General features: G+C 61.9%; 13 protein-coding genes. All 13 read right to left on the bottom strand.

From position 1 onward, the window contains the following. Positions 1–74 precede the first annotated feature (74 nt). On the bottom strand, positions 75–950 hold the full coding sequence (locus tag MHY13_RS02825; RefSeq protein ID WP_239280567.1) for a DegV family protein: 876 nt from the start codon (positions 948–950) through the stop codon (positions 75–77). Continuing rightward, on the bottom strand, positions 950–1,648 hold the full coding sequence (locus MHY13_RS02820) for a histidine phosphatase family protein (protein ID WP_239280565.1): 699 nt from the start codon (positions 1,646–1,648) through the stop codon (positions 950–952). Before MHY13_RS02820 ends, MHY13_RS02825 begins: the two co-directional genes overlap by 1 nt. A gap of 6 nt (positions 1,649–1,654) precedes the next feature. Continuing rightward, complete coding sequence (gene rsfS, locus MHY13_RS02815) at positions 1,655–2,098, bottom strand: ribosome silencing factor (RefSeq protein ID WP_239280724.1); 444 nt, start codon at positions 2,096–2,098, stop codon at positions 1,655–1,657. A gap of 146 nt (positions 2,099–2,244) precedes the next feature. Beyond that, positions 2,245–2,862, bottom strand: a complete 618-nt coding sequence (nadD, locus tag MHY13_RS02810; protein WP_239280563.1) for a nicotinate-nucleotide adenylyltransferase — start codon at positions 2,860–2,862, stop codon at positions 2,245–2,247. 23 nt (positions 2,863–2,885) lie between these two features. Further along, positions 2,886–4,154 carry a glutamate-5-semialdehyde dehydrogenase gene (locus tag MHY13_RS02805; protein WP_239280561.1) on the bottom strand — a complete coding sequence of 423 codons (1,269 nt, stop codon included), beginning with the start codon at positions 4,152–4,154 and terminating at the stop codon, positions 2,886–2,888. A gap of 96 nt (positions 4,155–4,250) precedes the next feature. Then, a complete protein-coding gene (locus tag MHY13_RS02800; protein WP_239280559.1) occupies positions 4,251–4,553 on the bottom strand; it encodes a hypothetical protein in 303 nt (100 codons plus the stop codon). Continuing rightward, positions 4,553–5,458, bottom strand: a complete 906-nt coding sequence (locus MHY13_RS02795; protein WP_239280557.1) for a D-isomer specific 2-hydroxyacid dehydrogenase family protein — start codon at positions 5,456–5,458, stop codon at positions 4,553–4,555. Before MHY13_RS02795 ends, MHY13_RS02800 begins: the two co-directional genes overlap by 1 nt. Continuing rightward, positions 5,458–6,387, bottom strand: a complete 930-nt coding sequence (locus MHY13_RS02790; RefSeq protein WP_239280556.1) for a D-isomer specific 2-hydroxyacid dehydrogenase family protein — start codon at positions 6,385–6,387, stop codon at positions 5,458–5,460. Before MHY13_RS02790 ends, MHY13_RS02795 begins: the two co-directional genes overlap by 1 nt. 33 nt (positions 6,388–6,420) lie before the next feature. Then, positions 6,421–7,653: a glutamate 5-kinase gene (gene proB / locus MHY13_RS02785; RefSeq protein WP_239280554.1), complete on the bottom strand. Its 1,233-nt coding sequence runs from the start codon at positions 7,651–7,653 to the stop codon at positions 6,421–6,423. Between the two features lie 60 nt (positions 7,654–7,713). After that, positions 7,714–9,246: a GTPase ObgE gene (obgE, locus tag MHY13_RS02780; protein ID WP_239280552.1), complete on the bottom strand. Its 1,533-nt coding sequence runs from the start codon at positions 9,244–9,246 to the stop codon at positions 7,714–7,716. Between the two features lie 244 nt (positions 9,247–9,490). Beyond that, the gene (gene rpmA / locus MHY13_RS02775) at positions 9,491–9,769 is read right to left on the bottom strand and encodes a 50S ribosomal protein L27 (RefSeq protein WP_005324079.1); all 279 of its coding nucleotides are present in this window, start codon (positions 9,767–9,769) and stop codon (positions 9,491–9,493) included. Positions 9,770–9,811: 42 nt separating this feature from the next. Continuing rightward, entirely contained in the window at positions 9,812–10,117 is a 306-nt protein-coding gene (gene rplU, locus MHY13_RS02770; protein ID WP_049377209.1) for a 50S ribosomal protein L21, read from the bottom strand. A gap of 226 nt (positions 10,118–10,343) precedes the next feature. After that, complete coding sequence (locus MHY13_RS02765) at positions 10,344–14,225, bottom strand: translation initiation factor IF-2 N-terminal domain-containing protein (protein ID WP_239280550.1); 3,882 nt, start codon at positions 14,223–14,225, stop codon at positions 10,344–10,346. Positions 14,226–14,424 lie beyond the last annotated feature (199 nt).

The raw sequence follows: 14,424 nt of genomic DNA, 5'->3' as shown, positions 1-14,424 counted from the left end.
ATCAAGCGGTAGGTCGAGCGAAGGTGGGCTGTGGATAACTTGTTGTGGGCGTCAACGAACCCGGCGCGCTGGGGCTAGTTATCCACAGATCGGCGCGGTGGGAAGGCGCGGGGTCGACCACGTGTGTGAGAATGCACAGGTTCGGCGGGCGGCTCGGAGCTAAACACGGCGGAGACGCCGATGGCGGAGGGGCCGGCGTGGACAGAGAGGACGTCGTTAAGCGGAGTGCAGATGAAGGACGAGCCCTGCGGCAGCGCCGCTTCAAGGAGCGCCTCCAGCTTGGCAGCCGCGTCTTCGGCCTGGTTGTGCTGAATGGCAACGAAGGCCGGCTCACCGTCCGCGCGGGAGGCGATGAGATCCACCAACTTGGTAAAGGCCTTGGTCTGGGTGCGGGTCTTGCCCACCAGCTCCAGCTTGCCGCGGGTAATCGACATAATCGGCTTGGTAGCCAATAGCGCCGTAGAAAGCACGGCCGTGGCCGGGGAAAGGCGGCCGGAGCGGCGCAGGTCCTCCATGGAATGAAGGTAGACCCAGGTAGCCGCGCGCTTGAGGGTATCGATGGCCGCGGCATAGCACTCGTCCAAGCTGGCGCCGCGGGAGGCGAGCTTAGCCGCGGACATGGCGGCCGCGCCCATGGCCATGCCGGCCGAACCGGAGTCAATCACCCGCACCGTGTGCGGGAAAACACCCGAAGCAGAAACCGCAGCGGAATAGGTAGAAGATAGCTCTTTAGATAGATGTATGGCCACCACACCTTCGTCTTGGGCGCGCTCCATCTCGCGACCATAGGCAGCGGCCAGCTCCAGTGCGCTTAGCCCGGAGGTAGAACGCTCTAGGCCCTCCTTGCCATGGCTTTCCATGAGGTGGAGATCGATGACGGTGATGGATAGCTGCTCCGCCAACTCCGGCGGCAGGCCCGCCGAGGAATCCGTTATGACGCGAACGGCCACTAGATATCCGCCCCGCCGTCCCCGGTGACCTCTCCGCCCATATTCCAGCCGTCGAAATACCACTTGGCGGTACCGACGTTCTGGGCATTAAATTCCAGGGAAGACAGCGGCGTGTCCGGGTTGAAATCAGGGCGGGCTGTCAGCTGCGACCAGTGCGTATTCTTCAGGCCGGAAAGGATTCCGTACTGCGCATGATCAAGGCCCAGCAGGTGGCAGGTCAGCGCCGAGATAGCGCCGCCATGGGCCACGATGAGCACGGGGCCGGCTTCCCAGCCGGCGAAATCTTGCATGAGCTCATCGATGACGGGGCGGGCGCGCTCGGCCACATCCACGCGGGACTCGCCTTCCGGCGGCGCCCAGGTGGGATCATGGCGCCAAATGGCGCGCGCGCCTGGGAACTCTGCATCTACTTCGGCGGAGGTTCTGCCCTGCCACTGTCCTAGGTGTGTCTCGCGCAGGCGGGCATCCGTGGTGAAATCCATGCCGAGGGCCTCGGCGACCACGCGCGCGGTTTCGCGCGCGCGGATGAGGTCAGAGGCGACGATTTTAGACACGCCCTGATCCTGCAGCAGGCGCGCGGCGGCGCGGGCCTGCTCATAGCCCAGCTCGGACAGCTCGGTATCCAAGTGACCCTGCATGCGGCCGGTGGCGTTGTAGGTAGTTTGTCCGTGGCGGATCAGGATCAGGCGGCGGCTCATGCGGGTTTAAAGCTCCTCGTCCTCACCAGGGACCTTATCGGCCAGTGGGAGCTCATCGATGGAATCGACTTCGCGCGGGTTGATGCCATTGGTCCATTCGCCCGGACGCTCTGGGGCCTCGATGCCCTCGATCTCCAGTGCTGGGCAATCGTGGTACAGGCGGTCCAAACCGTAGAACTCGCGCTGGTCATTGCGCTGGACGTGGACGACGATATTGCCATAATCCAGCAGCACCCAACGGTTCTCACGGTTGCCCTCACGGCGCTGCGGCTCGAAGCCCTGCTTAGTCATTTCGTCTTCGACTTCATCCACGATGGAGCCAACCTGGCGCTCGTTATCCGCAGAAGCGAGTACGAAGACCTCGGTGATAGCGAGGACATCGGAGACATCAATGGCCGCGATATTAGTGGCCAGCTTTTCTTGCGCGGCGTGGGCCGCGGTTTCTGCCATGCGGCGGGCAAGATCAGAAGTAGACAATGTGTAAAAATTCCCTTTTCGCGTCTGAGTATATTCGGTATGAACTATCTCTAGTGAGAATCTATTCTTGCACGTTTAGCAGGCCCGTGCCCAAAATCTGGGGAAGGCCGCGGAAGTTTCTACAGGGGCTTATCTGGGTTAGGCCCATAGAGATTGTTCTTGGTGATGTACTGCACCACCCCATCCGGAACGAGGTACCACACGGGTTGCCCCTGCCCGGCGCGTTCGCGGCACGCCGTGGAGGAGATGGCCATGGCGGGGATATCGATAAGATCGATAGCCTCCTGCGCATCGGCAGGTAGCATATCGGCGCTTAATTCATAGCCGGGGCGAGTCACGCCCACAAAGTGCGCCATATCCAGCATCTCTTCCCAGTTATGCCAGCTCATGATGGAGGCCAGCGAGTCGGCGCCGGTGATGAAGTAGAACTCCGCTTCTGGGAAGAGTTCGCGCAAATCCCGCAGCGTATCGATGGTATAGGTGGGCCCCTCGCGGTCAATGTCTACGCGCGAGACGGTAAATCGCGGATTGGAGGCCGTGGCTACCATCGTCATCAAGTAGCGGTGCTCGGCCGCAGTGACGTCGCGGTGGGACTTTTGCCACGGCTGGCCGGTGGGAACAAAGACGACGGTATCGAGGGCAAAGCGGTGGGCGGCCTCGCTGGCCGCTACCAAGTGGCCGTTGTGGATGGGGTCAAAGGTGCCACCCATGATGCCGATGCGCTGTGGGCTAGTCATGGGTGGTGATTATAGCCGTCCCACTAGGGGCGGGTCTGCCCGGTACCCTGCAGGATCCACTTAGAAGAGGTGAGCTCCGGCAGCGCCATCGGGCCGCGGGCGTGCAGCTTCTGGGTGGAAATGCCGATTTCGGCGCCCATGCCGTAGACCTCGCCATCGGTGAAAGCGGTAGAGGCGTTGAGCATGACCGCGGCGGCATCTACCTCGTTGCCGAACTTCACTAGCACATCGGCGTCTTGCGCGGCGATGGCCTCGGTGTGACCAGTGGTGAATTCGGCGATGTGGGCAATGGCACCGTCGACGCCGTCGACCACCTTGGCGCAGATATCCATAGACAGCGACTCTTCGCGCCAGTCCTCATCGGTGGCCTGTACGGCATCCTGGACGCCGAAGGCCTCGAGCTCGGCGACGTCGCCCTGGATGGTCACGCCCGCCTCCTGCAGCGCGGTGATGATGCGCAGCTTGGCGGAGTCATCCAAGGTGGCGTCGATAAGCACACACTCCGTGGAGTTGCACACGGAGGTGCGGCGGGTCTTGCCGTTGATGACCATGTCGATGGCCTTGTCTAGGTCCGCAGAGGCGTCCACGTAGAAGTGGCAGTTGCCGGTGCCGGTCTCAATGGCTGGGACGGTGGCGCCGGTGACGACGGCCTCAATAAGCTTGGCGCCACCGCGCGGAATGACCAGGTCCACCAGGCCGCGAGCGGTGATGAGGTCCTGGACGGAATCGTGCGTCTCGCACGGCAGAAGCTGCACGGCCTCGCGCGGAAGGTCAAACTCGGCGAGGGTATCCTGCAGGATTTCTACCAGCTTGGCATTGGAGTTGCGGGCGGATTTAGAGCCGCGCAGTAGGGGCACGTTGCCGGATTTAATGGCCAGGCCGAAGGCGTCCACGGTGACGTTCGGGCGGGCCTCATAGACCATGCCCATCACGCCGAGCGGAACGCGCACCTGCTTCATCTGAATGCCGTTGTCCATGGTGCGGCCCTGCAGGATCTCTCCTACCGGGTCCTGCAGGCCGGCTACCTGGCGCAAACCACCGGCAATGCCTTCCACACGCGCGGCATCGAGAGACAGGCGGTCAATAAGAGACTCGGACATGCCGCGTTCGCGGCCGGCTTCGATGTCCCGCTTATTAGCGGCGAGGATATCTTCGGTGTGGGCAATGAGGTTTTCGGCTGCGCGCTGCAAGATCTCATTCTTGCGCGGCGTGGACAGCTGCGCCACGACGGGCGCGACTTCCTTGGCAGCACGGGCTTTGGACAGAACTTCTTCGCGTTCAGTGTTGCTCATGCCATACCAGCTTAACGAAAGACCACGCGCATTTCAGCCGGTTGGGCAGCAAGCACCCGCACGGTGGCCTACTTATTAGCCGAGCTCGCGGCGGCGTTAGTCGGATGCACGGCGGCGGCGCTTCTCGCCCTTCCGCTCGAACATGAGGTATTCCTCCTCAAAATAGCTCAGATTATAAACGTGGCGGGCTCCGGCCGAGCATACAAAACAGATGATCGGGATAACCCAGAAATAGGGCCAGTGGTAGAAGAAATAGCCGAGCACAATGGAAAGAATGGTGGCTGCCCAGGCAGCATAATCGACCGTCTTTACTTTCTTCCGGCGCTCCCTCATATCCGTAACCTCAGCCGCGGTCGGGTTGAGCCGGCCATCGTCAGTGCGGTTACCGGGGCTATCCATCAGTAGCCAGCTTCAATATCTACTTCCGTGGGAATTGCCTCACCTGCAGCAAAGCGCTCCATGGCCTGCACTGTATGCGAGCCAATGCGTCGGCGCACCGAATATGGTGGGTTGGCCAGGTGCGGAGTGATGACTACGTTAGGCATGTCCCACAGCGGGTGCCCATCAGGCAAGGGCTCGGGGGCGGTGACATCTAGGCCGGCGCCGGCGATCTGGCCGGAGCGGAGAGCGTCAACAAGGGCCTCGGTGTCCACGAGCGGACCGCGGCCGACGTTAATTACCACTGCGTGGTCGGGCATAGCGCGGAAGGCAGCAGCATCGAAAAGCTGGTGTGTCTGCTCCGTTAGCGGCGCAAGTGCCACGAAATAATCGGCGGCCGGCCACACGCGCTCGATGTCGGCCGTGGCGAAGGTTTCATCGGCGCCCTGCACCGGATTACCGGAGCGATTAACCGCAATGATGCGTGGGCCGAAGCCTTCTAGCATGCGGATAAGCCGCTTACCGATGCCCCCTGCTCCCACCACCGCCACGGTCTTATCCTCAAAAAGGAAGCTGGTGTGAGCCTCGACCTCATCGCGATTATCCCAGCTAGTCCCCACGCGCTTATGCGCATGCAACTGGGCAAGCAGGAGTGCAATGGTGGATTCAGCCACGGTGGCGTCATATAGGCCTGCGGCATTGGACCAGCGGGCGGTGGTATCGCGCATGACGCCGAGCAGATGGTCCACCCCGGCAAAAGGAACCTGCACCAAGCCCACGTTCGGCGGCAGGGGCTGTGGGAAATCATCTGGACCGCCGTTGAAGATGAGCACCTCGGCGTCCTCCAATGGCGCGCGCTCGTGCCCCGTCGCATCGAGTGCCTGCAGGGTTTCCTCCCACGGGGTGGGCAACATCGCGTACTTCATTAGTAGCCAGCCTCCGCATCCACGCGGGTGGGCATGGCCTCTCCCCTCTCCCACGCCGCGGCATTGGCGTTGAAGATAGCGCCCAGGTGGTACTGCGCCACGTGCGCAGAGGCGGCCATGTGCGGGGTCATGGTGCAATTGGGCAGGTCATAAAGCGGATGGCCATCGGGCAGCGGCTCGGGATCCATAACCTCCAAGCCGGCGCCGGCGATGTCGCCGCAGCGCAAGGCCTCCACAAGGTCATCAGTGACCACGGTGCTGCCGCGGCCGACATTGATAAAGATGGCGGAGGGTTTCATGGCGCGGAAGGTGGCGGCATTGATAAGCCCCTCGGTGTCCTTGGTGGCCGGCAGGATGCAGAAAATGAAATCCGCCTCGCCCCACACGTGCTGGGCTTTATCCATGGGCACGACCTCATCGGCGCCTTCCACCGCGCGGCCGGAGCGATTGACCGCAGTAATGTGCACGCCAAAGGGTTGCAGGAGCTTAATGAGCTGCTTGCCGATGCCCCCAGCACCAAAGATCGCTACCCTCTTCGGCCCTTGCTGGTCATAGAGCCAGGCCTGGGACTCGTCCAGCTCCTTGGCCACCGACCAGGTAGCGGCTTGGGCGAAAGCCTTATGGTGGTGCGCCTGGGAAAGGGCCAGCCCGAGTGCGGACTCGGCCACTGGCTGGGCAAAGGCGCCGGCGGAGTTGCACCATGGCACGCTGTCTGGGGTAATGACCCCTGCATCGATGAGCTGATTGACGCCGGTATAACAATGCTGCACCCAGCCGATATTCGCCGGCATCTCCGGGATGCGGCGCGGGTTGGGCGCATTATTGATATAGACCTCGGCGTCCTCGATGCTGCTCACGCGTTGGTGCCCGGCAGCCTCGATGTCTTCTACCATCGGCTGCCAGGTTTCCGGTCCCATGAAATACTTCATGCCCCAACCATACGGGGAATCTCGGACTCGGGTTTAGATGCGGGAGGCGAAGTTGGACAGATAATCCGCGTGGACGACGGAACGGCGCTGCTCCTCGGGAAGCTCTTCCATCTTCTTGCCCTTGATGGCGTGGAGCTCCTCGGAGTCGAAGCGGACCTCGCCGCGGCCGATGACCTCACCGTTCGGGCCCAAGATGTCGATGATTTCGCCCTTGGTGAACTCGCCTTGCACATCGGTAATGCCGACGGCCAGCAAAGACGTTCCGCCCTTGGTCACGGCCTCCTTGGCGCCTTCATCGAGACGGACGGCTCCGCCGGTATCGGCGCAGTAGAGAGCCCAGAACTTCCAGGCGGACAGCTGGCGTTCCTCGCGGGTGTGGAAGACGGTGCCCACGGAGGCGTCGGCAAGCGCGGGGCCAATATTGTCCGTAGAGGTCAGCAGCACTGGAATGCCGCCGCGAGTAGCAAGGCGGGCCGCGGAGACCTTGGTGGCCATGCCGCCGGTGCCGACCTTGCCGCCATCGCCAGCCACAACGCCCTTCAGATCCTTGCCGGTGCGCACCTCATCGATGAACTTGGCATCCGGCTCGGCCGGGTTCTTATCGTAAAGGCCATCCACGTCAGAGAAGAGGAAGAGCGCGTCAGCGCCCACCAGGTTGGCCACCAGCGCGGAGAGGCGGTCGTTATCGCCAAAGTGCATCTCGGACGTCGCCACCGCATCGTTCTCGTTCACGATCGGGATGGTGCGCAACTGGCGCAGGCGGTCGATGGTGCGCTGCGCATTGCGGGCACGGTCGCGGTGGCCGGTATCGGACGCGGTCAGAAGGACCTGGCCGATGGTGCGCTTATAGCGCGCAAAGGACTGGCCCCACACATAGGCCAAGTGCACCTGGCCGACGGACGCGGATGCCTGCTTGGTAGCCAAATCGGTGGGGCGCTGGTGCAGGCCGAGCGGGCCCATACCGGCGGCAACCGCACCGGAGGAGACGATGATGACATCGGAGCGGCCCATACGCGCATGGACGGCATCGACGATGTGATCAATCTTTTCCTGGGAGACACGGAAGTTCTCATCCGTGAGAGAAGAGGAACCAATCTTTACCACGACGCGCTTAGCCTGAGCGATTTCGTGGCGGAGATCCGACTCAAACCCTGAAGCAGTGGGGTTTTCAACGCGAGGTTCCGGGAAAGGGGTATCAGCGGTAGGACCGGCAAAAGGTTCTACCGGAAGCGGAAGGATGGGTTCTTTCTGTTCATCAGAAGACATGCCAACCGAGTTTACAAAGCCCACCCTCCAGCACACCCCAAGAATAGGGGGATCTGGAAACTAGCCCTGCCACCTATCGCGGTTAGCGCCCTCGCGGGTGACCTCTTCATCATTGCCATAATCGTACTCATCAATAAGGCCACGGCGCGCCTGCGAGGCACGCTTGCGCTCGGCGGCGGAAACGCGGCCGGTGCCCTTCAGGCGGGCGTCCTCGCCACGGCTTGCCATCGTCGGATCACCGCCGGTCATCGGCTCCCACTCGAAGGTAATGCCGCCGATAGTCACCGGGCAGCCTTCCACAGCACCCTGCTCGCGCAGCTCATCCTCCACACCGGCCTTGGCCAAGCGGTCCGCCAAGAAGCCCACTGCCTCATCATTTTCAAAGTCAGTCTGGGTAATCCAGCGATCAATCTTCTTGCCCTCAACAATGAAGCCACCCTCGACCTCAGGATCGGCCTTCACGGTGAAATCAGCAAACGCGCCGGTATGTTTCTTATGGCCCTGCGCCTTGGGATGGATAACGGTGTGGTTCTTATCCTTCTTTGGCAACGGCTGGGCCTTACGGTGCTCAGTAACCATATCCATGAGCCGGAACTTCAGCGGATCCAGCCCCTTGCGAGCGACGGCCGAAATAATAAAGACAGGCCAGACAAGCTTCTCTTCCAGATCATCCTTGACAAATTCCGCCAGCTCTTCGGCCTCAGGCACATCTGCCTTATTCAAGATGATGACGCGGGGGCGCTCACGCAGATCCCCCAAACCAGTATCTTCCTGCAAAGCCTCCTGGTACTTAGCCAACTCATTTTCCATCGCCTCAATATCAGAGACCGGATCACGGCCGGGCTCAATAGTGGCGGTATCCACCACATGGGCCAGCACCGCCGTGCGTTCAATATGGCGCAAAAAGTCTAGACCGAGCCCCTTGCCATCGGCCGCGCCTGGGATAAGGCCCGGTACGTCCGCGATAGTAAAGGAGCTATCTCCCATATCCACCACGCCGAGGTTCGGCTGCAGCGTGGTAAAAGGATAATCACCGATCTTGGGCTTTGCGGCCGATAACACCGAGATGAGCGAGGACTTGCCTGCCGATGGAAAGCCCACCAGCCCTACATCCGCCATGGATTTCAGCTCAAGGATCAGGTCATGGGCTTGACCCGGTTCACCCTGTAGAGCAAAGCCTGGTGCCTTGCGGTTCTTGGAGGCCAATGCGGCATTGCCCAGACCGCCAAACCCGCCTTCTGCGGCCACGAAACGCGTTCCGGGAACAGTAAGGTCCGCCAAGGTTTCGCCCTTTTCGGTGCGGACCACCGTGCCAGCCGGGATCTCCAAAATCAGGTCTTCACCGCGAGCACCATTGCGCATATCGCCGGCGCCATTGCCACCGCGTTGCGCCTTAATATGCGGGCGGTAGTGGAAATCCATAAGCGTATGGATTTGTTCAGAAACCTCGAGGATGATGTCGCCGCCGTGGCCACCATTGCCGCCATCCGGGCCGCCCAAAGGCTTAAACTTCTCGCGGTGGACAGACACACAGCCGTGTCCACCGTCGCCTGCTTGCAGGTGCAGGACAACACGGTCAATAAAACGTGCCATGGTCAAACCCTCCGTTAGTTAAATCTTTGTCCCCGCCAGTGTAATGCGTGTCTTGGGCTGGACTCCAACCGCAACCGGATTGAGTCCGCCTACCTAGTCGGCCATCCCATCGGTTGTGTCCGCTAGCGTGGTGTATCTATTATCCGGGTGGAGCCTCGTTTCGGTATCCACAAAACCAGAAAATCCTCGAGCCACCCTCACACTACTGTGGGGCAGGCTCGAGGATTAACCTCATCGGCCTTAGTTAGGCAGTTGCCTCTGCAGCAACCTCTTCAGCCGGAACGATGTTGACCATACGACGGCCACGCTTGATACCGAACTCAACGGAGCCAGCTGCAAGCGCGAACAGGGTATCGTCGCCGCCGCGGCCTACGTTCTCACCTGGGTGGAACTTGGTGCCGCGCTGACGCACGATGATCTCGCCGGCATTAACCTGCTGACCACCGAAGCGCTTGACGCCGAGACGCTTGGACTCGGAATCGCGACCGTTGCTGGAGCTGGAAGCACCCTTCTTGTGTGCCATGTGGTTTTCCCTCCTTTAGGGATAATTACAGCCGGTTAAGGCTTACTTGATACCGGTGATCTTCAAGGTGGTCACAGGCTGACGGTGGCCCAGACGCCTCTTGTAACCAGTCTTATTCTTGTACTTCAGGATATCGACCTTCGGGCCCTTACCCTGCTCAACGATTTCTGCGGAGACAGAAACCTTCTCCAAGTCGGAAGCCTTGGACTTAACATCGGCGCCATCGACGAGCAGAACCGGGGTGAGAGCTACGGCAGAGCCTGGCTCACCCTCGATCTTCTCGACCTTGACGAGGTCACCTTCAGCAACCTTGTACTGCTTGCCGCCGGTCTTGACGATCGCGTACATAGAGGGTTACCCCTTATCTAAACTCGCTCGGAAGCAACCGGGGAGGCCACGTTCCGAATGGACACTTACATATTGCGTTTAGTTCCCGCGCGAACATGCCCGCACAGCTCACTTAGTGAGTGTCGGACTGATCCAGCGCCGTGAGTACTAAACAGCGACTGTCAAAGACTACCCCGTAGCGGGCACAAAATACAAACCACACTGTTTGCGCCCGCGTGGCGTAGCCCTAAGACGTGCTTCGCCGTGCTACGCGGCGTCGGCCGCGCCCAGACTTAGCGCGCGACATTTCCTTGTGCGCACCGCTCGCGGAAGACTGCTTCTGGGCCGGATTATCCTGCGCCTTTGGGGCCTTGGCGCTTGCCGACGTCCCCTTCTTGCGCACCGCCCTCTTCTTTCCGCGGCGCAGCACCTTGGTATCGCCCGTGGTCGCCCGCTGGCCAGCATCGAAACGATCCGGCGAGCCGCCCTGCTGCGTCGAACGGCCTTGGGCGGTCTTCGCTGCCTTCGGATTCTCTGCTACCGCCTTTTTAGGAGCGGCCTGGCGCACGGCACGGCGACGCCCACGGCCCTTGCCACCGGCGCGCCCCGCACGCGCGGTGCCAGCGGCCTTTTCATGGCGCTGCTCGGCGGACCCGCCCGCCTGCTTGTGCTCGTGCTCCTGCGCCTTTTCCTTGACCTCGTGCGGCACGCGCGAGGTGGTCCGACGCTTGGCCTGCTGGGTGCGCACCGCACGACGGCGGCCACGCCCGCGAGCCTTGCGCTCTTCGCGCGAGGCCTGCTGCCCGTGCTGGGCTTCAGCCCCGCTAGCGTTACCGCCGGTGTCGGCGGAGTCCTGCTCACCAGAGACCGCGAAATCCTGCGGCTGCGGGCGCCTATCGGAGCGCGAATTTCCGCGGGTGCGGCGCTTGCGGCGTGGGGAAGCCTCAAACTCAGCTACTGCCTCGTCATAGGTCTTTTCAGTTGCCGTCTCCGTAGCCGTTGCCTTCTCGGTAATCTTCTGCTCGCCGCCCGCAGCCGTACGCGTGGCCTTAGACCGGCGCGTCGCCCGGCGCGGCTTCTTGCCACGCTTGGAGCCCGCCCCGGCACCTGGGTGTACCTGCGCAATAGCACCCGAGTCGGCGTCCGTATCCGCATCGGGGACGTAGGAATTAAATTCCTGCGCCTCGTCACTCTCAGCAGCATTATCCGCCGCGGCGTACGCGATGGCCTCGATATCGGATACCTCAGTCTGGGTGTGCTTGCGCGCGCGGGGGCGACCGCGTCCACGTCCGCGCTCCTTGTTGCGGTCATGCTCCCCGCTGTCCTCTTCCGATCCAGCGTGCGACTGAGCCGGACCGCGCTCATCTACAACGACGTTCGCTACGAGATCTTCCAGCGACGTCTTCGCAGATTCCCGTGCGGCCTCTTCGCTCTCGGTACCGTAGACCGGCGCCTGGGTCTTCTTAAATCGCTTAGGCTTGGAGGAGCTTTCGGCGGCGTCGTCAAGCTCGTGCTTATGCATCGCCACCGCAGCCGGTTGCTGCTGCGGATCGTGGTGTTGCTTCTTGTGCGCCTTGGGCTTGCGGCCAGAATGCTTGGAGCGCTGCTCGTCCTCGGCCTCATCCACCGGATACTGGTGAATGATGATGCCACGGCCGTTACAGCACTCGCACTCGGTGGAGAACGTTTCTACCAAGCCGGTGCCGAGGCGCTTGCGGGTCATCTGCACCAGACCCAGCGACGTCACCTCCGAGACCTGGTGGCGGGTGCGATCGCGGCCCAAGGCTTCCTTCAGGCGGCGCAGCACCAGATCCTGGTTTTCCGGCAGGACCATATCGATAAAGTCCACGACGATCATGCCGCCGAGATCGCGCAAACGCATCTGGCGCACGATTTCTTCGGCCGCCTCGAGGTTATTGCGGGTTACCGTTTCCTCCAGGTTGCCGCCGGAACCGGTAAACTTTCCGGTATTGACATCAATCACGGTCATGGCCTCGGTGCGGTCGATGACCAACGTGCCGCCGGAGGGCAGCCATACCTTGCGCGAAAGCGCCTTATGCACCTGCTCATCAATGCGGTAGGCATCGAAGGCATCTTGCCCGCCGTGGTCCTTGGCACGGTAGCGCACCACGCGGTCCGCAAGGTCTGGCGCCATGGAATCCACATAAGCACGGACGGTGTTGAAAGAACGCTTGCCATCGACGATGAGCTCAGTGAAGTCTTCGTTGAAGAGATCGCGCACCACCTTGATGAGCATGTTCGGCTCTTCATACATGGTCACCGGTTTGGCGCCCTTGGAGGATTTTTCTTTCTTAGCGTGTGCCACGATGTCCTCCCACCGGCTGTGCAGGCGGTTGACGTCGGTAGCGATTGCCTTTTCCGGTACGTTTTCGGCGGCGGTGCGGATGATCGCTCCACCATCGCCTGGAACCACGTGGCCGAGGATATCCTTCAAGCGCTTGCGCTCTGGGGCAGGCAACTTGCGGGAAATGCCGGCGCTGCGCCCGCCCGGTACGTAGACCAGGTAGCGGCCAGCAAGGGAAATCTGGGTGGTAAGGCGCGCGCCCTTATGACCGATGGGATCCTTAGCCACCTGCACCAGCACTTGGTCACCGGATTTCAGGGCGTTTTCTACCTTGCGGGCGCGCCCGTGCAGCTTGGTCTTGCGCCAGTCGATTTCACCGGCGTAGAGCACGCCGTTTCGGCCCTGTCCAATGTCCACGAAAGCCGCCTCCATGGACGGCAGCACGTTTTGGACGCGGCCCAAGTAGATATTGCCAATGAGCGAGGCCTGGGATTCGGTGGTCACGAAGTGCTCGACCAACAGGTCATCCTCTAACACGCCCACCTGGGTGATAATGCCGGCGCCGTCCTCGCGCTCCTTATCGCGCACCACCATGGTGCGCTCCACAGCTTCGCGGCGGGCAAGGAACTCCGCTTGGGAGACGATGTGCTGGCGGGTGCGGCCCTTTTCGCGCAGCTCGGCACGGCGGCGCTTCTGAGCCTCGATGCGCGTGGAGCCGCGGATGGCTTTCGGCTCTTCAATGTGCTCGGGCTCGTCTGCCTGCTCTTCACGCTTCGCACCGGCGCCGCGTCCGCGGGATGCGCCGCGGCGCCCGCGGCGGCGGCCCTCAGACTTTCCGGAACCGCGGTCGGAGCCGGAGCCGGAGTGCTCGCGGCTATCTTCGGCGGAATCGGCAGCGCCCTCATCGTCGTCGCGTGCGGAGTCGTCTGCAGAGAAGTCCTCCTCCGCTGCATCTACAGCCGGTGCGAATGCCCCTGCCTCGTCCTGCTGCGGGGCCATGAAGATAGGCGCAAAGTCATAGTGGTCGGAGTCTTCCTCGGACTCGGCGCGCGGGACGATGTGCGGGGCGTAGTAGTCATCCTCGAAATCTTCACCGGCTTCAGCCAACACCTCGTGCAGCTTCGCTGCATCAACCGTTCCGGTATCAAGCGCGCTAGCCGGTGCTTCGTCCGCCTCATCCGTGGCTTCTGCCGCTTCGGGTTCCGCCGCTTCCGCGTCCTCAGGCCCCTCGGCCGCTGCGCCAGTTTCGGCTGCGGCCTGGGCAAGCGATGCCTCTACCTTGTCTTCGATCTGGGAAATCTCATTGTCCACGTTCTTGCGCACGCGGTGGCGCAGGTGTTCTTCATCTTCCGCGGACTGCTCCCCCTCCCCTGGCTCGGCGGCATCGGCCGGCTCTTCGGGTTCCACGGCAGCGGACTTACGGGTGGCCTTGCGGGCGCGCTTGGTGCGCTTCTTAGCCGGCTTCTTTTCCTTATCCTCGTCCGCGTTCTCTTCCGATTGTGCGGCGGCCTCGCCCTTGGCCTCTTCAGCCGGTGCTTGAGTGGAAGCTTCGGGGGAGGTTGCGGGGGCGTCGGCAACCGCGGCGGCGTTCGCTACGGTATCCAGCACCTGGCCTGCTTCCTCGCGGGAAAGGGAGCTTTGCGCGCTCTTTTTCAGGCCCATGTCTTTGAGCTGTGCCACCAGCTCGCGCGAGGAAAGCCCCAGCTGCTTGGCCAGGGAATACACGCGGGTCTTGTCCTTTAGTTGGCTACGGTCCAGGTTCTGGGCCAAAGACGCCGCTGCCTTGAGGCTTTCAGTTGTTTCTTGAGAGTTCTGTGCCACCATGTTCGGGCTTACTCCTGTACATCGTCTGTATTTGGCGCGGCCTCGGGCGCAGGCACGGCCGAAGACCGTACCGCCGCCGCACGAGGCATAGTGCGCGCTAAAAAAGTTTGTGGGATATGAAGTTATGCCGCGTCTCGTACGCGCTATCCCCCATTGTGTCACAGAACCGCGGGCAAGCTGGCAGGCGGTGTTATGTTGG

Source organism: Corynebacterium sp. ACRPE (assembly GCF_022347435.1).
Lineage (GTDB): Bacteria > Actinomycetota > Actinomycetes > Mycobacteriales > Mycobacteriaceae > Corynebacterium > Corynebacterium tuberculostearicum_D.
The sequence above is the reverse complement of the archived record's forward strand: the minus strand, read 5'-3'. Positions and strand labels throughout refer to the sequence as shown.